At 41.3% G+C, this 19,778-nt stretch carries 20 protein-coding genes, 1 pseudogene and 1 other annotated feature; of the genes and pseudogenes, 6 read left to right on the plus strand and 15 right to left on the minus strand.

Going from position 1 to position 19,778, the window contains the following annotated elements; translation table 11 throughout:
* On the plus strand, window positions 1-601 hold a 601-nt coding region (locus AB5754_RS07890; RefSeq protein WP_368259539.1), incomplete at its 5' end, for a flavin reductase family protein.
* 46 nt (window positions 602-647) lie between these two features.
* Here the strand turns inward: AB5754_RS07890 and AB5754_RS07895 are convergent.
* The 5 genes from AB5754_RS07895 to rplK form a co-directional block, all read right to left on the minus strand.
* On the minus strand, window positions 648-1,985 hold the full coding sequence (locus tag AB5754_RS07895) for a CHAP domain-containing protein (protein WP_368251749.1): 1,338 nt from the start codon (window positions 1,983-1,985) through the stop codon (window positions 648-650).
* A gap of 364 nt (window positions 1,986-2,349) precedes the next feature.
* Window positions 2,350-2,712 (minus strand): 50S ribosomal protein L7/L12, encoded by a 363-nt coding sequence (gene rplL, locus AB5754_RS07900; RefSeq protein ID WP_311832705.1) that lies wholly within the window; start codon window positions 2,710-2,712, stop codon window positions 2,350-2,352.
* Between the two features lie 56 nt (window positions 2,713-2,768).
* Entirely contained in the window at window positions 2,769-3,272 is a 504-nt protein-coding gene (gene rplJ / locus AB5754_RS07905) for a 50S ribosomal protein L10 (protein ID WP_311832704.1), read from the minus strand.
* 29 nt (window positions 3,273-3,301) lie between these two features.
* Window positions 3,302-3,428: a sequence feature (ribosomal protein L10 leader region), on the minus strand.
* Window positions 3,429-3,491: 63 nt separating this feature from the next.
* Entirely contained in the window at window positions 3,492-4,181 is a 690-nt protein-coding gene (gene rplA / locus AB5754_RS07910) for a 50S ribosomal protein L1 (protein WP_311832703.1), read from the minus strand.
* Window positions 4,182-4,285: 104 nt separating this feature from the next.
* Complete coding sequence (gene rplK, locus AB5754_RS07915; RefSeq protein WP_010752990.1) at window positions 4,286-4,708, minus strand: 50S ribosomal protein L11; 423 nt, start codon at window positions 4,706-4,708, stop codon at window positions 4,286-4,288.
* A gap of 298 nt (window positions 4,709-5,006) precedes the next feature.
* Between rplK and sdaAB the strand changes: the two genes are divergently transcribed.
* From sdaAB to AB5754_RS07930, 3 genes are all read left to right on the plus strand, one after another.
* Window positions 5,007-5,672: an L-serine ammonia-lyase, iron-sulfur-dependent subunit beta gene (gene sdaAB / locus AB5754_RS07920; protein ID WP_311832702.1), complete on the plus strand. Its 666-nt coding sequence runs from the start codon at window positions 5,007-5,009 to the stop codon at window positions 5,670-5,672.
* A gap of 34 nt (window positions 5,673-5,706) precedes the next feature.
* Entirely contained in the window at window positions 5,707-6,579 is an 873-nt protein-coding gene (gene sdaAA / locus AB5754_RS07925) for an L-serine ammonia-lyase, iron-sulfur-dependent, subunit alpha (RefSeq protein WP_368251748.1), read from the plus strand.
* Window positions 6,580-6,753: 174 nt separating this feature from the next.
* Window positions 6,754-8,355, plus strand: a complete 1,602-nt coding sequence (locus tag AB5754_RS07930; RefSeq protein WP_368251761.1) for a SulP family inorganic anion transporter — start codon at window positions 6,754-6,756, stop codon at window positions 8,353-8,355.
* Between the two features lie 44 nt (window positions 8,356-8,399).
* Here AB5754_RS07930 and AB5754_RS07935 read toward each other — a convergent pair whose 3' ends face one another.
* Both AB5754_RS07935 and AB5754_RS07940 read right to left on the minus strand, forming a co-directional pair.
* The gene (locus AB5754_RS07935; RefSeq protein WP_368251747.1) at window positions 8,400-10,013 is read right to left on the minus strand and encodes an ABC transporter permease; all 1,614 of its coding nucleotides are present in this window, start codon (window positions 10,011-10,013) and stop codon (window positions 8,400-8,402) included.
* A 39-nt stretch (window positions 10,014-10,052) separates the two neighbouring features.
* Entirely contained in the window at window positions 10,053-10,934 is an 882-nt protein-coding gene (locus AB5754_RS07940; RefSeq protein WP_368251746.1) for an ATP-binding cassette domain-containing protein, read from the minus strand.
* Window positions 10,935-11,133: 199 nt separating this feature from the next.
* Here AB5754_RS07940 and AB5754_RS07945 point away from each other — a divergent pair, with 199 nt between their 5' ends.
* Window positions 11,134-11,739: a TetR/AcrR family transcriptional regulator gene (locus tag AB5754_RS07945; RefSeq protein ID WP_368251745.1), complete on the plus strand. Its 606-nt coding sequence runs from the start codon at window positions 11,134-11,136 to the stop codon at window positions 11,737-11,739.
* A 116-nt stretch (window positions 11,740-11,855) separates the two neighbouring features.
* Here AB5754_RS07945 and nusG read toward each other — a convergent pair whose 3' ends face one another.
* The 4 genes from nusG to AB5754_RS07965 all read right to left on the minus strand — a co-directional run bounded on the left by nusG (window position 11,856) and on the right by AB5754_RS07965 (window position 13,657).
* On the minus strand, window positions 11,856-12,398 hold the full coding sequence (nusG, locus tag AB5754_RS07950; RefSeq protein WP_311832697.1) for a transcription termination/antitermination protein NusG: 543 nt from the start codon (window positions 12,396-12,398) through the stop codon (window positions 11,856-11,858).
* Window positions 12,399-12,500: 102 nt separating this feature from the next.
* Window positions 12,501-12,671: a preprotein translocase subunit SecE gene (secE, locus tag AB5754_RS07955; RefSeq protein ID WP_311832696.1), complete on the minus strand. Its 171-nt coding sequence runs from the start codon at window positions 12,669-12,671 to the stop codon at window positions 12,501-12,503.
* Between the two features lie 20 nt (window positions 12,672-12,691).
* Window positions 12,692-12,844 (minus strand): 50S ribosomal protein L33, encoded by a 153-nt coding sequence (rpmG, locus tag AB5754_RS07960; protein ID WP_005229764.1) that lies wholly within the window; start codon window positions 12,842-12,844, stop codon window positions 12,692-12,694.
* A 309-nt stretch (window positions 12,845-13,153) separates the two neighbouring features.
* Window positions 13,154-13,657 (minus strand): QueT transporter family protein, encoded by a 504-nt coding sequence (locus tag AB5754_RS07965; RefSeq protein ID WP_368251744.1) that lies wholly within the window; start codon window positions 13,655-13,657, stop codon window positions 13,154-13,156.
* A 573-nt stretch (window positions 13,658-14,230) separates the two neighbouring features.
* On the opposite strand from AB5754_RS07965, the gene AB5754_RS07970 reads away from it, so the two are divergent.
* The gene (locus tag AB5754_RS07970) at window positions 14,231-15,199 is read left to right on the plus strand and encodes a diacylglycerol kinase family protein (RefSeq protein ID WP_368251743.1); all 969 of its coding nucleotides are present in this window, start codon (window positions 14,231-14,233) and stop codon (window positions 15,197-15,199) included.
* Between the two features lie 52 nt (window positions 15,200-15,251).
* Here the strand turns inward: AB5754_RS07970 and AB5754_RS07975 are convergent, their stop codons facing one another.
* The 4 genes and pseudogenes from AB5754_RS07975 to AB5754_RS07990 all read right to left on the minus strand — a co-directional run.
* Window positions 15,252-17,813: an ATP-dependent RecD-like DNA helicase gene (locus tag AB5754_RS07975; RefSeq protein ID WP_368251742.1), complete on the minus strand. Its 2,562-nt coding sequence runs from the start codon at window positions 17,811-17,813 to the stop codon at window positions 15,252-15,254.
* Window positions 17,814-17,843: 30 nt separating this feature from the next.
* The gene (locus AB5754_RS07980; RefSeq protein WP_368251741.1) at window positions 17,844-18,500 is read right to left on the minus strand and encodes a histidine phosphatase family protein; all 657 of its coding nucleotides are present in this window, start codon (window positions 18,498-18,500) and stop codon (window positions 17,844-17,846) included.
* Between the two features lie 22 nt (window positions 18,501-18,522).
* Entirely contained in the window at window positions 18,523-19,035 is a 513-nt protein-coding gene (trmL, locus tag AB5754_RS07985) for a tRNA (uridine(34)/cytosine(34)/5-carboxymethylaminomethyluridine(34)-2'-O)-methyltransferase TrmL (RefSeq protein WP_368251740.1), read from the minus strand.
* Window positions 19,036-19,280: 245 nt separating this feature from the next.
* Window positions 19,281-19,778, minus strand: a pseudogene (locus AB5754_RS07990) (50S rRNA methyltransferase); the annotation flags it as partial.

Genomic DNA, 19,778 nt, shown 5'->3' on the forward strand with positions numbered 1-19,778 from the left:
CCAATTAACCGCACAACAGAACTATAAATTTTTAACCGGCAGTGTCATTCCTCGACCTATCGCCTGGATTACCACCCAAAATGTCAAAACAGGCGTAATCAACGCTGCTCCTTTTAGTTATTTCAATGTGGTAGCCAGCAATCCCCCTTTGCTCAGTCTTTCCATCAATCGCCGTCAAGGAATGGAAAAAGATACTGCTCACAACTTACGCACTCAAAAAGAAGGAGTAATCCATATTGTAAGTGACAGCATCTTGGACGACATGAATCAAAGTGCCGCTTCGCTACCACCTGAAATAAGCGAGCTGACCGATAGTTCGCTAACTTTAAGCGACAGCCAAAAAGTTGCAGTTCCCGGTATTAAAGAAGCACCCATTAAACTAGAAGTCCGACTCCATCAACATGTTCCCGTCCTGGATCACCAAGAGCGAATTACTAGCGACCTCTTTGTTTTAGAAGTGTTGCATTATACCTTTGACGAGTCCGTCTTTGATGAAAACCGTCAATATATTTTACCAAAAGAACTGGGTCCTATTGCCCGCTTAGCTGGTAATACTTATGGCACACTAGGTGATACTTTTGATGTGATTCGTCCCTATTAAAATAGATACAAAAAAAGAGACCCATAACGGATCTCTTTTTTGTATCTTAGTAACGGTGGATATATTGTAAGCCAGATGCACTTAAAGTTTGAGTATTTGGACCACCTGGTGTGGAGAAGCCCATACCGCCTTGAGTCATGGTAATGGTATTGCTTGAAGCATTGTAAGATTGAACATAACCGACATGGCCGTAAGTTCCATCTGCTTGCCAGTCACCAACCATTTGGCCAGCGCCGAAGACAACAACTGCGCCTGCTTCCGGTGTGCTATCTACTCGGTAACCATCCGCTGCCGCAGAGGCACCCCATTGTGCGCCATTGCCCCAGTAAGTACCAACCCATGGTGCCACAGATTTCACATACCAAGTACATTGACCGTAAGCATAAGCATTACCAGAGTTGGAATGATCTACTCCAGTACCACCAGTGCTACCACTGTTTGATGGTGTTTCCACAGATGGTGTAGTTGAACCTCCGCTAGGTTCCTCTGTGCTGCTACCTGTAGAAGAGTTTGTACCACCAGAAGTACCGGCACCCGTGCTAGAACCACCTGTTGTTCCTGAATTGCTAGGTGTTTCTGGTTGTTCTGCTGCGGCAGCTGCTTGTTGCGCCGCTTGTTCTTGTGCTTGTTTTGCGATTGCCGCTTGTTCTGCTTCAGCTTTTTGACGAGCTTTTTCAGCAGCTTCTTGTTCTTTCTTAATGCGAGCCGCTTCTGCTTCAGCTGCAGCTTTCTTCGCTTGTAGATCTTTCTTTTCATTTTCAGTTTCAGCTTGTTCAGCTGCAAGTGAAGCTTTCATAACTTCCAATTCTGCTTGTTGGTTGGCAAGACCTTTCTTTTGGTCTGCTAATTCAGCTTGATTGGCAGCTACTTCTTTAATTTTCGCTTCGTTTTCTTTCACTTTTTCTTCAACAACTTTTTCATCTGCTTGTTGTTGTTTCAAAAGATCTTGGTTGGCACCTACTAAAGTCGACATTGCTTGCACACGACTGATTGCTTCTGATACAGAATCAGAACCAAGAACTGCACCGATAAAAGTGGATGCTTGGCCATTTACTTGCGTATCCCGAGCTTGAGCATCGATTTTATCTTGCCGTTTTGCAATACGAATTTTTAATTTTGCAATTTCATCTTGCAATTTCAAAGTTTCATTGGTCAAAGTAGTTTCTTTTGCTTCCAATTCCGCTACCTTGCTATTCAATGTTTCGATATCGTTTGCCAAAGCAGTGATTTGAGATTGTGCTGAGGCTTGTTCGTTTTTCAAATTATTAATTTGTTGATCTTTTTGTTGGATCTGTTCATCATAAGAATCAGCGAAAACCGTGACCGGTGTTGACGCTAGTGTTAAACTACAAACCAATAAAGCAACAAGTGATTTCTTTTTCAATTAGGGGCTCCTCCGACGTTTTCTAAAATTTATAAGTCTTGATTAGTTCCTAACGATTCTTCGTTACAAAGAGAATTCTACCATTTAAATTTATCAATCAGATATTAGTAGTGTTACAATCATATTTCATTTTCTCCATTATTTAATTCTTGGGGGAACTTATAGGCGAAGTTCTTTTACTAGAGCTTAGGATAGATTTTTATTTACCAAAAGGAAATGCTTGTCTTTCTTAAGGTCTTCACTCCATAAAAAAGGTGTCAGTTCTTTTGTTTTAGTTTGATCAAATGGTGAATTACTTCTAAAAACAAAAAAGCCCCAGAACCTTGAATTACCAAGGTTTCTGGGACTAGATAATCAATAATGATTATTTAACTGTTACGGATGCGCCTACTTCTTCCAAAGCAGCTTTCAATGCTTCTGCTTCGTCTTTAGAGATGCCTTCTTTAACAGCTGTAGGAGCGCCGTCAACTACTGCTTTAGCTTCTTTCAAACCTAAGCCAGTTGCTTCACGAACTGCTTTGATAACTTTAACTTTTTGGTCGCCAGCTGCAGTTAATTCAACTGTGAATTCAGTTTGTTCTTCAGCAGCAACAGCAGGACCAGCAGCAGCAACAGGAGCTGCAGCAGATACGCCAAATTCTTCTTCGATAGCTTTAACTAAGTCGTTCAATTCTAGGATTGTCGCGCCTTTAAGCTCTTCGACAATGTTTTCAATGTTCAATGCCATGATTGATTTCCTCCATTTGGATGATTTTTTTGTTTTAATGATAAGCTACGCGGCAATTAAGCTGCGTCGCCTTCTTTTGATTCCACCACTGCGTTGACTGCGTATGCCACATTGCGAACTGGTGCTTGAAGCACAGATAGCAACATAGAAAGAAGTCCTTCGCGGTTTGGCAATTTTGCCAAAGCGACCATTTCGTCGACAGAAGATACTTTGCCTTCGATGATACCGCCTTTGATTTCTAATGCTTTTGCGTCTTTTGAAAATTCGTCGATGATTTTCGCAGGAGCAACGACATCTTCGTTACTAAATGCAACGGCAGTCGGACCTGTGAATACTTCGTCTAAACCTTCTAGACCTGCTTGTTTGGCAGCACGAGAAAGGATTGAGTTTTTGATAACTTTCATTTCTACGTTGCTGTCACGCAATTGTTTACGAAGACGAGTTACTTCGTCTACAGTCAAACCACGATAGTCAACAACGACTACAGATGCGGCTGATTGGAATTTTTCAGTAACTTCATCAACTAATTGCGCTTTTTTAGCGATAGCTGCTTCACTCATTTGTATTTCACCTCCAAGATTTGATGGGTTAGGGCAAAAAAATAACCCCATGCCACCGTAGACATAGAGGGACCATTGACTGTTCTCAATCGTTGTCCTCGGTAGGAAATTAAGACTTGCGTCACCTACTGTCTTCGGTACGGTTAAACTTTAACCTTGACTACCTTATCATAGACAAGGTAGTCAAGTCAAGTTTAATTAGTTATTTTCGGTCAAAGCTTAGAAAGAAGCTGAATCCACGTGGATCCCAGGACCAAATGTAGTAGTTACAGAGATATTTTGGATGTAAACCCCTTTAGCTGCAGAAGGTTTTGCTTTTACCAAAGTATCATTGATTGTTTTGAAGTTTTCAACTAATTTTTCAGCAGGGAATGAAACTTTGCCGATTGGTACGTGCACGTTACCTGCTTTGTCAACACGGTAAGTAACTTTACCAGCTTTTACTTCGTTAACCGCTTTGGTTACGTCCATGGTAACAGTACCAGTTTTAGGGTTTGGCATTAAGCCTTTTGGCCCTAAGACCCGACCTAATTTACCCACAGTTGCCATCATATCTGGTGTCGCTACGACTACGTCAAAGTCAAACCAGCCACCTTGGATTTTTTGAACCATGTCATCGTCGCCGACAAAATCAGCGCCAGCAGCTTCTGCTTCTTTTGCTTTTTCGCCTTTTGCGAAAACTAAAACAGTTTGCGTTTTACCAGTTCCGTTTGGTAAAACAACTGCTCCACGGATTTGTTGGTCAGCTTTTTTAGGATCAACGTTCAAACGGTATGCAACTTCAACCGTTGCATCGAATTTTGCGATATTTGTTTCTTGTGCCAAAGCAACAGCTTCTTCTACAGAGTAAGCTTTCTTGTTGTCAACTTTTTTCAATGCATCTTGCATTTTTTTGCTCTTTTTAGCCATTTTGTTTCCTCCTTGATGTGGTTATAACGGTAGAACCTCCCACGTCTTTCCATATCTTTCAATACAGAACCAACTGAGAAGCTACGTAATTGGGGTGTCAATGATTAGTCGACAGTGATCCCCATGCTTCGTGCAGTCCCTTCAACCATGCGCATAGCTGCTTCTACGTCAGCTGCGTTTAGGTCTTCCATTTTCAACTCAGCGATTTCTTTCACTTGGTCGCGAGTAACAGATGCTACTTTTGTTTTGTTTGGTTCACCTGAACCTTTTTCGATCTTAGCAGCTTTTTTCAACAATACTGCAGCCGGTGGTGTTTTTGTAACGAAAGTGAATGAACGGTCTTCGTATACAGAAATCACAACTGGAATGATCAAACCTGCTTGATCAGCTGTACGTGCGTTGAATTCTTTGGTGAAGCCCATGATATTCACGCCCGCTTGACCTAGTGCAGGACCTACTGGGGGAGCTGGTGTTGCTTTACCTGCAGGAATTTGCAATTTAACGATTTTTTCTACTTTTTTTGCCACGAGACATACCTCCTTGAGTCCGTGATGTGGTGTATTGGAGATCTATATTTCTCCTCCCACTTTGTTACCTGTGCACGCTTTGGAAACTAGTTCCTTGACACACACCCAAATATTATAGCATCCTCTTAAAAAAATGCAAGATTTTTCTCCTACTACTGGATTTCTTAAAAATCCCCAAATCGGCAGAAGCTTCTTTCTAATTTGTCATGATTCTGTGGTACACTACCTTCTGGAATGGTACCTTAATTATTTATTTCTTCTATATTATACAATTATACAAATTAAATGAGGTGTAAAAATGGAACCTTTGAAATATAAAAGCGTCTTTGATATTATCGGGCCGATTATGGTAGGGCCTTCTAGTTCCCATACCGCTGGAGCTGCTCGTATTGGCAAAATCGTTCGCAGTATTTTTGGTGAACAGCCGGATTCCGTAGATATTTATCTCTATGAATCCTTTGCCAAGACTTATCGCGGTCACGGTACGGATGTAGCTTTAGTCGGTGGACTGTTAGGGATGGAGCCAGATGATCCTGCCCTGCCCGATTCTTTAAAAATCGCCTACGAATCCGGAATGGAAGTCTTATTTGTCCCGCGTAATGAAAAAGCTGAACACCCAAATTCCGTGAAGATGTTGCTAAAAAAAGGCGATCGGAAAATGACCGTCACTGGAATTTCCATCGGTGGTGGCAATATTCAAATTAGCGAGTTAAACGGCTTTAAGATTTCCCTTTCCATGGGTACGCCGACTTTTATCACCGTCCACGAAGATGTACCGGGGATGATTGCCAGTGTTACAAACGTCTTCTCCAAAGCCGGTGTCAACATTGGGACCATGACCGTCACCCGGGAATCAAAAGGAGAAAAGGCCATTATGATCATCGAAGCCGATGAAGCCCGTTCTGATTTATTGACTGCTTTAAAAGCTTTGGATCATATTTACAACGCTACTTATTTTGATTAAAAATTTGATTACACCGATGAAAAGAGGAACTTAAATGTTTTTTTCAATTGCTGAATTAGTAGAACAAAGCCAGGCTTACCCAAATGTAGCAGAACTGATGATTGCCACCGAAGAAGAATTAACTGGGCGCAGTCGTGAGCAAATCATTGAATTAATGGATCGCAACCTCACTGTAATGGAAAATTCCATCACAGAAGGAGTGGCCGGAGTGAAGTCTGTGACCGGCTTAACGGGTGGCGATGCTAAAAAACTAAACCAATATATTACAACAGGCAATTTTCTTAGCGGAGAAACTTTGCTGACTGCGGTGCGAAATGCCATTGCAGTCAATGAAGTCAACGCCAAAATGGGCTTGATTTGTGCGACGCCTACTGCTGGTAGCGCAGGGGTTGTGGCCGGAGTGTTGGTGGCTTTTCGCGAGCAATTAAACCTAAGCCGTAGAGAACAAATCGATTTTCTGTTTACGGCGGGGGCTTTTGGCTTAGTAATCGCCAACAACGCCTCGATTTCCGGAGCAGAAGGTGGTTGCCAAGCTGAAATAGGTTCCGCTGCTGCCATGGCCGCAGCAGCCCTAGTTTGTGCCAAAGGTGGCAGTGCTCATCAAGCAGCTCAAGCTTTGGCCATTACCTTGAAAAATATGATGGGATTAATTTGCGATCCCGTAGCCGGACTAGTGGAAGTCCCCTGTGTGAAACGCAACGCGCTGGGTTCTTCTCAAGCAGTAGTTTCTGCCGATATGGCCTTAGCGGGAATAGAAAGTGTCATTCCTCCTGATGAAGTGGTAGCTGCCATGCATCAAGTAGGTCGGCAAATGCCAAGTATCTTTAAAGAAACTGCTGAAGGTGGCCTTGCTGTTACTCCTACTGCCCAACGGTTACAAAAAGAAATCTTAGAAAAACAGAACTAAAAAAAGCCAGAAACCAATTTGCCGTCGCAAAATTGGTTTCTGGCTTTTTTTACTCTTTTTATTCATTTTGTGAAATTTCATACATTTTCTGGTAATTCTGTGATACTCTGAAACATGTGTGTAAAGAAATTTTCATGAAAAGGAGTTTGAGGGTTGGTTAAAGGGTATTTTAAGATGTTGAAAAGTGAATTTAGTGGGTATGATCTAGGAAAATTACAAAAGGATTTATTAGCAGGTGTAACCGTGGCAGCAGTCGCCTTGCCTTTAGCTTTGGCCTTTGGGGTTTCCAGTGGTGCAGATGCACAAGCCGGTTTGATTACTGCAGTGATTGCTGGCGTGGTCATTGGCGCCTTGTCCGGAGGCTTTTATCAGATTTCTGGGCCTACTGGTGCCATGGCAGCAATTCTGATGTCCATCGCAGCTACTCAAGGGATGCAAGGAGTTTTTCTAGCCACCTTTTTAGCTGGCGGCTTATTGTTAGTAGCGGGACTTTTACGACTAGGCAGTTTAACTTCTTTTATTCCTGCTCCGGTAATTACTGGCTTCACCTCCGGAATCGCCATTATTATCGCTTTGGGACAAGTGGATAATCTCTTTGGTGTTCATTCAGAAGGTTCCAATGTGATTGAAAAGCTCACTAGTTATCAGACGTTAGGCTTTCCTATTAATTTTCCCACTTTGATTATGGGTGTCTTAGTGATCGTTGCCATGTTTTGTTATCCCAAAAAGTGGAATCAAAAAATTCCTTCTTCTTTAGTAGCCATTATTATTTGTACTGCTTTAATGATGCTCTTTGATTTTTCAGTAGCTACCGTGGGGAAAATCCCCCAAAGCTTAATTAGCGAGAATCGCTTAGGGTTTTCTTTTGAGTTAACTCAATTTAAAGAAGTTTTATTTCCTGCTATTAGCATCGCCTTATTAGGCATGGTAGAAAGTTTGTTGTGTGGCGCTTCTGCCGGGCGCATGGCCAATAAAGCATTAGATAGCAATCAAGAGTTAGTGGCTCAAGGAATTGGCAATTTGATTTTACCGTTTTTTGGTGGTATCCCTGCAACTGCCGCCATTGCTAGAACTAGCGTAGCGTTAAAATCCGGCGCTCAAACACGGCTAACAGGTATCGTACACGCCTTTGTACTACTACTGTCCATGATTATCCTAGGACCGATTATGTCACAAATTCCTATGCCGGCTTTGGCTGGTGTCTTAATCGTCACTGCTTGGCGTATGAATGAGTGGGAAACCATTCGCGAATTATTTGCTAAGAAAAATTGGGCCGCGGTAAGTTTGTTTTTTATCACCATGATTTGTACCGTAGTTTTTGATTTAAGTATTGCCATTGTAATTGGAATCATCGGTGGTTGTATTTTCTTTATTTGGAAAAGTGCCGCCATTACGATTTCCGTGGATCGCATTGACTGGTCCCGCATGAATCTGCCGGTAACAGAAAAACTGCAAAATTGGTCAGTGGTTTACATCAGCGGTCCGTTATTTTTCATGTCATCTGAAAAGTTGAAAACTACATTAGCCCAATTAAAACACCAAGACGGTATCATCTTCTCCATGCGGGGTGTGCCAAATATTGATTTAACTGCCATTGGGGTCTTTGATGATTTCCAAACTCGAGCTGATAAGCGGGAACAATTAGTCATTTACACTTCATTACAACCGGAAGTCAAAAAACAACTGGCCCACCTCTGGCAAGATGATCATCGCAAAGAACAAGCCACAGTGGCCCATGCCTTAACTGATCTCCACACGTATTACGAAGAAAAATAGCAAAAAAGCAGCGGACACGTTACAGGTGTTCGCTGCTTTTTTGCTTAGGCGCCTTCTTTTAAATCTCGCTTTTGATAGCCAATTAAGCCCAGCACAATCATGACAACGCTGATTATCATAACTACTAAAAAAATAGTCAAATCAAATTCTTCCATTGGCATTTGACTAGGCCAGTTTAAAGCAGAGGTTTGACTCACCCAGTCCGGCAAGTCCAGCATCCCTCCAAAATAACTCAAAGCAAAAGAATAGCCTAAATAAATATAAAGCAATTTGCCTAAAGCTGGAGCAAAACCTAATAACAAGGCGGCTAATCCAGTAAAGAATAAAATCACTGGAAAGTAGTTAAAACCAGCTGCTAGAAAATCCATTAAGTCCATGGAAGTTTCCTTATTCATCACCGCAAGGGCACTAGCTCCCAGACCACCAGCACTCAATAAAATTCCTAAAGCCCCCGCAATAATCGCCAAGACCAAGGTCCATCCATAAAACTGCTTTCGGGAAACTTTAGTGGAAAACAATTGACTAAAATGTTGCCGGCTTTCTTCTGCACCTAGTTTATTGACAATCACAATGGGTAAAATTGCTGCCAATCCCATCATTACCATCATAATAGTGGCAGTAAAAGAGGCTTCAATGGAAGTACCAGTATGGGTAAACATAGCTTTTAACAGCTCATTGCTTTCCAAAAAAGTCTGCATATCCCCATAAATCGAACCATAAGCTGCTCCTAAAACACCAAAAGATACCAGCCAAGCAATCATCACCCCACGATTGAGTCGTAAGAGTAATCCCGGTACCGAAAGCAATGACTTCGGCGCTTGAGCCCGGCCTTCCCATTCTGGCAAATACCCGTCATTCAAATCCCGCTTTCCTTCTAAGAAAAAGGCGACCAAGGTGACTACTACGCTAAAAATCAGTCCTAATGCCAATGGATACCAACGATTTTCCGTAAAAGGATAGGTCAAATAAGTCCAACCCATAGGATTTACCATGGACCATTTTTCATTAGAGACATCCGTCGCTCCCCGTAACATGTACAACAAGCCAATAAAGCCTAAAGAGGCACCGCTAGCTCCGGCAGAGGTGGCCATAATTTGAGCAAAAAACAAGGCAAAAGCGCCGCCTAACACACCAGCTAAAGCTACGGATAAACCAAATAACAAACTACCAGTTCCGGTAATTCCTTTTACATCAAAACTCAGTAACAGTCCTGACGTAGCCAAGCCTATCAATAAATTAATCAAAGTGATTTCTACCATTACCGCTAAAGAGTTTGCTTGCCGTCCTACCCGAAAAGAACGAATTAATTCTTGCAAGCCTAAATCCTCTTCTTTGCGCGTATGACCAACTACGTGTAGCGCCGTCATAATCATGGCAAACAAGCCACAAAACAACAACATTTCATGGGCATACATGGCACCTACAGTGTAATCACTTGCCTGGGTCACTGGAGTCGGTCCCACCATGGAAGCGATGGCTGGGTTTTGCATCGTTTCAAACATCCCCACACCGCCATCACCTTGGGCAATTTTCTCAAAATAAGGAACCAACCCTCCAGAAAATCCTGCCAATAATACCACCCACAGCAAGATTTTTTTCCAATCTCGCTGTAAATATTTCAAAAATAATAATTCCCATAACGCAAATTTCTCTTTCACCCTTCGTCATCCTCTCTTTTTCCCACTACTTCAAAATGCTTATTTTTCATAATGACGAATGAAGAGGTCTTCCAAGGTTGGGGGTACCACTTCAAATTTTGTAACGTCTATTTTTGCCACCGCTGAAAGCAAGTTGTTCATTTCTTGGTTATCAATGGCAAAAGTTGCTTGTTGTCCTTGTTGAGTAAAATCGTGAACTCCTGTAATTTTTGCCAAAGAGGTTAAATCTGCTGTACTAGCTAAAATGACTTGGGAGCGAGTCAAGTGACGCATTTCATCTAAAGTGCCACTTTCTACCACCTTGCCTTCTCGAATGATCACCACTTTATCGGCCAAACGTTCTACTTCACTTAAAATATGAGAAGAAAGCAAAATTGATTTACCGGCATGTTTTAAGTGTTCGATTTCTTCTTGGAAAATAGCTTCCATTAACGGATCCAAACCAGAAGTAGGTTCGTCTAAAATATACAACTCCGACTCCACAGATAAGGCCGCAATCAAACCGACTTTTTGCCGATTTCCTTTGGAGTAGTTCTTGGCTTTTTTCTTAGGATCCAATTCAAACTTTTGGATAAGTTGATCTCGTTTCTTTTTATCACCTCCACCATGAAGTTTCATAAAGAGGTCGATGATTTCTCCGCCAGTTAAATTCCCCCACAAGGCCACATCGCCAGGAACATAGGACAAATCTTTGTGGATAGCGATACTATCTTTCCACACATCCTTGCCAAAAACCTTTGCTTGACCACCGTCTTTCTTAATAATTCCTAACAAAGTGCGGATTGTGGTGGATTTGCCAGCGCCATTAGGCCCAATGAACCCTACTACCTGCCCTTTTTCCACAGTAAAGCTCACATCTTTTAACGCTTGAAATTTCCCAAAATGCTTTGCTAAATGTTCAACCTTTACAATCTCTTCCATTTTGTCTCCTCATTTCTGATTAACTGATTATTTCATTTCACAAGATTTTTTAAACTAAATCCTTAATTCGAGTTCAATAATATTCTTCTCTACCGTAAAAGTCAAAGAAAATCTCAGTTGTTTTAAACTATTTTTTTGTTTGCAGTTTAAAACATTAGCTATTATAATAAGAAGTAATCTGATCAGAAGGAGTCCATTTATGAACGGGTTTGAAAAACGTAGTCAGCAAAAAATGCAAGCTATTAAAAACGCTACTTTTGCTTTATTGAATCAGCCTGAGGGCGTTGAAGGGGTGCGGATGGATAAAGTAGCCAAAGAAGCCGGCGTATCAAAAGCAACCATTTTTAAGTATTTCCACAGCAAAGAAAGGTTAATCCAACAAGTTTTTTTGGATTATTTAGATACCATAGCCATGGAAGCTACGGATTTTCTACAAGAAGACCGCCCCTTTGAAGATAAATTAATGGCCTTGGCTCAAGTAAAAATCAAACATTTGGAACAAGTAGACCAACAATTTTTTATCGACTTAATGAACCAATACAGCCAAAAAGCTGATGCAGAATTGGCTGCTAAAATGCAAGCCTACAATCAACGCTACTACGAAGTCATGGCAACACTTTTGCAACAAGGACGCCAAGAAGGAAAAATCGATTTAAAATATTCCGATGAATTTATTATGATTTACTTAGAATCTATGGTTCAAGGTGTGACTAATCCTGCCATTTATCAAAAAATCAATATCCATTACACAGAATACTGGGCCGAAATGCTCTTAAAGGCTTTAGCTCCCAGTCCAGAGAAATAAAAAAAGAGCTAGAACTTCCCTTTTAAAATAGGAAAATTCTAGCTCTTTTTTTGTTTTGCACAGGACAAAATTTAAACTGGTAGCCTTTTTGCCATTAATGACAGAAAGCTCAAGACTTATAGACTGTCTACTTGGTCAAAGTCTAATTCGGCACTGGTTTCCCGACCAAACATATCGATATTGACTTTCAGCTTTTGACGTTCTTCGTCCACTTCCGCCACTTGACCTTCTAAACCAGAGAAAGCACCTTCCGTGATCTTCACAGTATCTCCAACTGCCACTTTCAAATCAGATTGGCGAGTGCTCATGCCGATGGAACGTAGGATGTGGTTAATTTCTTCTTGTAATAATGGTGCTGGTTTACTACCGGCACCGTGAGAGCCGACAAAGCCGGTTACCCCAGGAGTATTGCGGACGATATACCAAGATTCATCCGTCATAATCATTTCTACCAAGACATAACCAGGGAAAGTTTTGTGAACTACTTCTTTGGCTTTGCCGTTTTTAACTTCTGTATCTTTTTCTTCTGGAACCACTACTCGAAAGATATAATCTCCCATCCCCATGCTTTGGGCCCGGGATTCCAAATTTGCTTTCACCTTATTTTCGTAACCAGAATATGTATGCAACACGTACCAATTGCGTTCAAATGATTCCATTGTTTCGCTCTCCTATTCATTGGGAAAATAAAAAAACCTCAGTTCCCCGAAGTTTTTCCTCACTGGTAGTATAGCACCGATTGACGGTTTATACCAGTATAATTATTTCAAAATCAGACCTAGGACTGCTTGAATCACGCTATCCATTACAAAGAACATCAAACCAAAGATAATGGATGTTTCGATTACGACTAAGGTATCTTTTCGTAATTCTTTTTTTGTTGGCCAGGTTACTTGCTTCATTTCAGCAAAAACACTTTTAATGAATTTCATGTTTGCTCCCCCTTGTTTCTTTATTTTGTTTCCCGATGCAATGTATATTGATTGCAATATTTACAAAATTTATTAATTTCTAAGCGTTCCCCTTTTTTTCCTTCGCTTACAGACTTGGAATAGTTACGGGAGCCACAGACAGAACAGGCTAAAGCCGCCTTTTTAGTTGCCATTTGTTTTCCTCCTTACGCAAAATGCGTACATCCTAAATTACCACGAAACAAAAGGAGCGTCAAGGCGGCAGCCATTTTCAGAGCTTTTAGGCTTATTCTTCCTCCAGCTCATCTTCAAAAAAGCGGGCATCATCTTCCAAATCGTCTTCAAAGGCACAATCAAAACCAAATAAGTCTTCAAAATCATCCATGATACTCCCTCCCCTTTTTGTTTATTATATCACGGAAAAGCATAAATCTTCTATCAAAAAACAGCCTTCTTACCACCTTTAGCAAGTGGCAAGAAGGCTGTTTACTTTATCGAACTGATTAAAGGCGGTTCGCAAAATCCAGCTTTTGATTCAAATAATACATAATCGGTGCGGTGATTACCATGACTGCAAACTCGCTTAAAGCTAAGGTGCCATAGGTAGGCCAAAACGGCACATCACTAACAATGTGTAGCATAATGGCAATTAAAAACATACTTGCGGTAAAAAAGAGACTATTTAAAACTAAACGCACCTTGGCATTTTTTACTTTGTGCTGTAAAACGGCCGTTAACGTCAGCGCTAAAAGGGTTTGCCCTCCCCCAAATAAAACATCCATAATCCCCATACCAAACAAGGCATTATACATTACACAACCGGCAAAGACACCCCATAACAACTTACGATTGAAGACTACTAAATGATTTAAACTTTCCGAGATGCGCAGTTGAACGGGTCCGGCAGCTAATGGGGTAATTAAAGAGAGCACTACATATAAAGCTGCGATAATAGCATTGATTGTCAGAGTGGCTACATTACTCATCGGTTTGGTTCTCGTTTGCATGATTTTTCCTTCTTTCTCCGAGTTTTGGTAAAGCGGGATGGTTGATGAACCGCTGGGAAAAATTCCCTAAATACGTTTTGTAGTATAACAAAGATTTTCAAAAATGGAAACCGCTCTGTCTACTGCGCTCTTTCGTTTAATTTACGTTTTCCTTCCTCTATCAGCAGGAAAAGCCACAAATTTTGTGTGTAACTGATCTTTTATAAAAGATTATTAAGAAATTTTCCTCTTTTTGACAGCGCTTGCATTCATTCTCCATATATGGTATAAAATAAGTGTAAGGGGTCATAGGAATTCCCAAAAGAACATTTGCCAATGAGCAGATGGAGAGAATTGTTATGAACTTGCAAAAACAAGTAAAGGGACGTGGGAATTTGAGTAACTCCTTACTAACTGAATAGGTCTAGTGAGCGGAAGCAACTGTAGCAAGTGGACATAAGAACCTTGAAGCAGAAGCGGTAAAAGTTTTAATCCCACTCACTAGACTATTTTTGTGCGCTTTTCTTCCCAATCTGGAAATCCTCTGTTAAAATACATGGACGAATACAATTGGGAACGGAGATACATAGAATCATGAACTTTCATTTTCACTTATTGATTAATCAAGCCTCTGGCAGTGGTCAAGGAAAAAAAGTTGGGGATAAAATCATTGCCCTCTTAGAAGATAAAAAATTTGCCCACACCATCCATCTTAGCCAATACCCCGGACATGAGCGCAAAATTGCTCGTGATTTGGCCCAACATACTTTAGTACCCTGGGACGAAGATCAGGAGCTCACGGATCCCTATCCGTTATTATTAGTCATCGGCGGAGATGGCACATTGCACCAAGTCATCAATGAGTTTTACCAATTAAATTGCGATGTTCCCGTGGCCTATATTCCCGGTGGTTCTGGTAATGACTTTGCTCGAGGTATCGGTCTTTCCTTAAAATCGGAACAAGCTTTTTGGCAAATTGTCAAAGCCAAAAAACCTCAAAGCATCAATACCTTAGTGTACGATGAAATGATTCAAGCCGAGACTGGTGTAGCAGTAAACAATGTGGGCATCGGTTTGGATGCTGCCATTGTCGCCACAACCAATGATTCGACGGCTAAGAAAAAATTGAATAAATACAATCTTGGCTCCTTATCTTATATCTCCTCCATTTTGAAACTACTTTTTACTCAAAAAGGCTTTCCAATTTTGGTAGAGACCAATGGCAATCAATATTCCTTTGAAAAAGCTTTTTTGTGTACCACTACTAATCACCCTTATTTTGGTGGTGGCGTGGCAATTGCCCCCATGGCTCAAGCCGAAAAGCGTTCCTTGGATTTAGTAGTAGTGGAACGGATTCCCATGTACAAACTCTTTTGGTTGATTATCAAACTAGCTCGCAAAAAACACACGACTTCTAAATATTTCCATCATTTTACTAGTAGTCGTTTGCGTATTATTTCCACTTTGCCACAATACGGTCAAGCTGACGGAGAAGTTCTATCTCCTCGTCCTTTTGACATTACTTTTACCACTCGCAATCAGTGGATTTGGTATCAGAAATAAAACAGCCCCTTCGAAGTTAGACTTCGAGGGGGTTGATTTATCATTGACTATGTCAAGCTTGAAATTGCCAAGGGGTGACCTGCTCCATACCGATTAATGGATCAATGGCTTTTTCTTGAATCAAGTTTAACGTTAGAATTTTAGGCATCTCAATTGTTTCTTGAACTTGGGAAAGTTCATCGGTTGATGTTTCTGTAGCAATGTTTTCATATTCTACTTCTTTTTCCTTATGGCTTTCAACCACTAGTGTTGCTTGTTCTTCCGAAGCTTTTGGCAATGCTTGACTAGGTAATGGCAAAGAAGTTACCAATCCCGGTGTACCACTGGCCAGTTCGTCTTCATACTGATGAATTTTTACCGTTAAGGCAGTGGAAATGCCATTAACATCATTGATTCGCTCTTGCAAGGTGGTTTTCCGCACTGACGATTCTCTTTGGATTGCTTGAACGTAAGCTTTAGGTTCTCCCAATAAAATCAATAAATCCTTACTACGAGTCACAGCAGTGTACAAGAGGTTTCGTTGAAGCATTCGAGAATACTGACTAACCATGGGGAGAATCACCATTTTAAACTCACTACCTTGAGACTTATGAATGGAACAGCAATACGACAATGTGATTTTTTGCCATTCATTGCGTTTGTAGACGACTTCCGTAGTATCAAAGGCAATGGTCAATTCATCCGTCTTATCCTCGGATTCCTTGGCGTAGGTGATTCCCACAATAACGCCCATATCTCCATTAAAGACGTTGTTCTCGGTGTCGTTTACCAGCTGCAACACCTTGTCGCCAACTCGATAAGCCACTTCGTTAAAAATAACTTCCCGCTTATTGCCCTCATTAGGATTAAAAATTTCCTGCATCATTTTATTTATCGCGTTAATCCCTGCCGGTCCCCGATACATAGGGGCTAAAACTTGGATATCCTGAGCGGTGAAACCTTTTGCTTTGGCTTTGCCTACAATTTGGGCGATAACCGGTTCAATTTGATACGCATCACAAGTAAAAAAGGAACGGTCCTTTTGATTTACGGTTAAATTTTCCGGCAATTTGCCATCTTTAATCTCATGGGCCAAAGCAATAATGCTCGAGCCATCTTCTTGACGGTAAATTTCCGTTAACTCCCGTTTAGGAATTTGCTCAACTTGCAATAAGTCGTGCAGAACTTGCCCCGGTCCCACAGAAGGCAGTTGGTCCTTATCCCCCACAATAATCACTTGCATGTCATTGCCAATGGCTTTAAATAGCGTATTGGCTAACCAAGTATCCACCATGGACATTTCATCTAAAATCAACAGTCCACCAGTTAACTCCCGAGCATTTGCCGAAGGAATCTTTTCTCGACCATTAATCCCTAGCAGACGATGAATGGTTCCCGCGGGCAAGCTCGTAGTTTCATTCATTCGTTTGGCAGCTCTCCCAGTGGGTGCCGCTAGAAAGATGGGAAAGCCTTCATGTCCAGTATTATGAGGACTCAAATCAATGTCATTTAACGCGGCAAATAATTTCACAATCCCGTTAATCACCGTGGTTTTCCCAGTCCCCGGCCCACCGGTTAAAATAAACAATGGTGAAGTAATTGCCGCATGAATCGCTTCTTCTTGAGAAGTTCCATAGCTGATGCCCATGTTTTTCTCGATTTTTTTCAGTTCTTTTTTGATGCGCTTTTCATCATAGGAAATTTCTTGCTTGCGTTTTAATAAACGCTGAATAGAACTGGCAATCCCCCACTCGGCAAAATACAAACTATTATCGTACAGATTGGTTCCTTCTTGTTGAATCTTGCCTGCATCCACCAGTTGGATAATTTCATTGGCCAAGGCTTCTGGTTGGATTTCTACCGGGCGACTGCTTTCCAAAAGCTCTAAAACCTGTTCTAACAATTCTTGAGCCGAAACAAAAGTATCTCCCGTGGTTGCCCCTAAAACGGCTAATTGATTCATGACACAGGCTTGTATTCGTTGCGGTGCATCTGCGGCAATGCCGATACTTTCCGCCATTTGATCGGCTTTTTTAAAACCAATGCCTTCAATATCTTCCACTAATTGATAAGGATTTTCGTGGAGAATCTCCAAAGTCTTTTCCTTATAAGTTTGGTAAATGGAAAAAGCCAGCTGGCTGCCAAAGCCGTATTTGGTCAGCGTCACAATCACTTGATCCATGCCATGATTGGCTCGTACCGTATCCACAATCATCTGTTGTTTGGCTTTGGTTAATCCGGAAACTCCCGCCAACACATCAGGATCATCTAAAAGGCGGTCAATGGCCTGCTCTCCTAGCGTGTCTACGATTTTCTCCGCCGTTTTTTTGCCAATTCCGGGAAATTTATCACTGGCAAAAAAATGAATCAAGCCTAAAGCCGAGGTGGGCTGGGCTTGCTGGTAGCTTTCCGCTTTCATTTGGCGACCGTATTTAGGATGATCTACCAATTCACCATTAAAAAGGTATTCTTCTCCTTCTTGTACATCACCAAAACTACCCGTAATCACAATTTCAGGTTCATCGTAGTCCATTTTTGTTTCGGTCACTTGCACTAACAGTACTTTAAAAAAATTGCTAGGATTTTGATAAAAAATAGCGACTACTTTGCCGCTAATTACACCTGTTGCTGACATCGTTGTCGCTCCTTTTCCTTCCTACTTTAATTAAGACAAAGCATCTCGCCCATCAGAATTCGCTAAAAAGCTCGCATCGTTGTAGACTTTTAACCGATAAGGAGGGATTTTAGCTTCATTCGTTGTTTCCATAATCGTTAAACTGTTGTTCACAAGCCCACCCATAGCTCGTAATTCGCTTAAGTCTTTGCCAATCAGCCACTGAATCGTTGCCGTCAAAGAAGCGCCATGACCTACAAACAATACCGGTCCTTGATGGGTAGCGGCTGCTTGTACCACAACTTGGGTAATTCGCTCCAAAGCGTCTTGCACTGACTCTCCACCAAAATCACTAGGATCATACCGGTCTAAATGATGCCGCAAATTGTCCATGGCGACAGGATGATCTTGTACCACTTCATCAATCAGTTTGCCTTCTAAAGTGCCTAAACCTAGCTCCCGCAAATCATCTGTCACATACAAGGGGGCAGGCTTGGCTAGGCGTTTGATAATTTCTTCAGCCGTTCGTTTGGCCCGCGGCGAGCTACTAGCATACACCGCTTCGAAAGGAACGTTGGCGATGTGATTGCCTAGACGAGCTACTTCTGCCAAACTTTCCGGCAGTAATGGCGAGTCCCCTTCTCTACCTTGAAAACGCCGTTCTAAATTCCATTGCGTCTTGCCGTGCCGGGTAAAATACAATTCCATACAAATTCTCCTTTATAAAAAACTAGTCTAATTTGTCGTGCTCGTAATGATGGGTCAGTTCTAAATTAGGGAAGCCTTGTTGACGCAACGCTTCATAGACAACCATGGCCGCCGTATTAGACAAATTTAAAGAACGCACATGCTCATCATTCATCGGAATTCGCAAACATTTTTCTTCATTTTCTCGCATAAAGTCCTCTGGTAATCCAGTAGTCTCTTTGCCAAATAAAAAGAAATGCGCTTGGCCATCTTGATAATTGACCTCGCTGTAAACTTTGTGAGCAAATTTAGAAATCAAATGCAATTGGGCATTTTCTTGTTCTGTTAAATAAGCTAAAAAAGCAGGCAAGTCTTGATGATAATGGATATCCACTGCATGCCAGTAGTCCAACCCTGCCCGTTTTAAATGTTTGTCATCTGTGGAAAAGCCTAAAGGTTCAATCAAGTGTAACGGGGTATTGGTAGCAGCGCAAGTCCGGGCAATATTGCCAGTATTGGCTGGAATTAGTGGTTCAAATAAAACAATGTGGTTCATGACATGTTCGCTCCTTTTTTGCCAAGGCATAACACAGCCTTGGAACATTCCCCATCACTATAGCATAAATCAGCTAAATTGGGCTTTTTAACGCAAAAAAAACGTACCAACTCGGTGTCAAGCACGGCAAGTTGTTACGTTAGTGAAGCTCTTTTCACTAACTTTTATCAGAACAGGAACCTGATAAAAACCAATGAAAAATGACTTGACGTAACTATATCACCCCTTTGGTCAAAATGCAACTATTAAATCATAAATTCTTCACAAAATGGGCTGTTTTTCCCTCTTAAGAGTAAAAGGTCGATGGTAATTTTCTCTAAAGGATGTTTTTTTAGTTTTTCTTTTTGCACCGCCTCAGCACTCCACTCTAAAGGTGACATCTCCAGTAAATCCAATTGAAGTTCTTTAGGAATGTCAAATTCATAAGTTATTTTTTGCTCTTCAGTATAAAGATAAGCTTCTGTGAATTTTTCTTGAACAAGTCGGTTGGAGTATTGTTGTTTGTTAACATCGTCAGGGAAGAAGGCTTGGCGCAATTCTTGTAAGTATTTCGGTCCGGGCACGACTTTTAACAGCTGACCTTCTGGCTTTAAAATTCGTGCAAATTCTTGATAATTGGACGGAGAAAAAATATTTAAGACCGTATCAAAGCTAGCCTTACGAAAAGGTAAATTGGTCAAATCTGCCACACACCAAAAAGCCGTGGGATTTAAATCCGTTGCCATATACACGCCTGCTTTGGA

Source organism: Enterococcus sp. 2201sp1_2201st1_C11_2201SCRN_220225 (assembly GCF_040925905.1).
Lineage (GTDB): Bacteria > Bacillota > Bacilli > Lactobacillales > Enterococcaceae > Enterococcus_C > Enterococcus_C asini_A.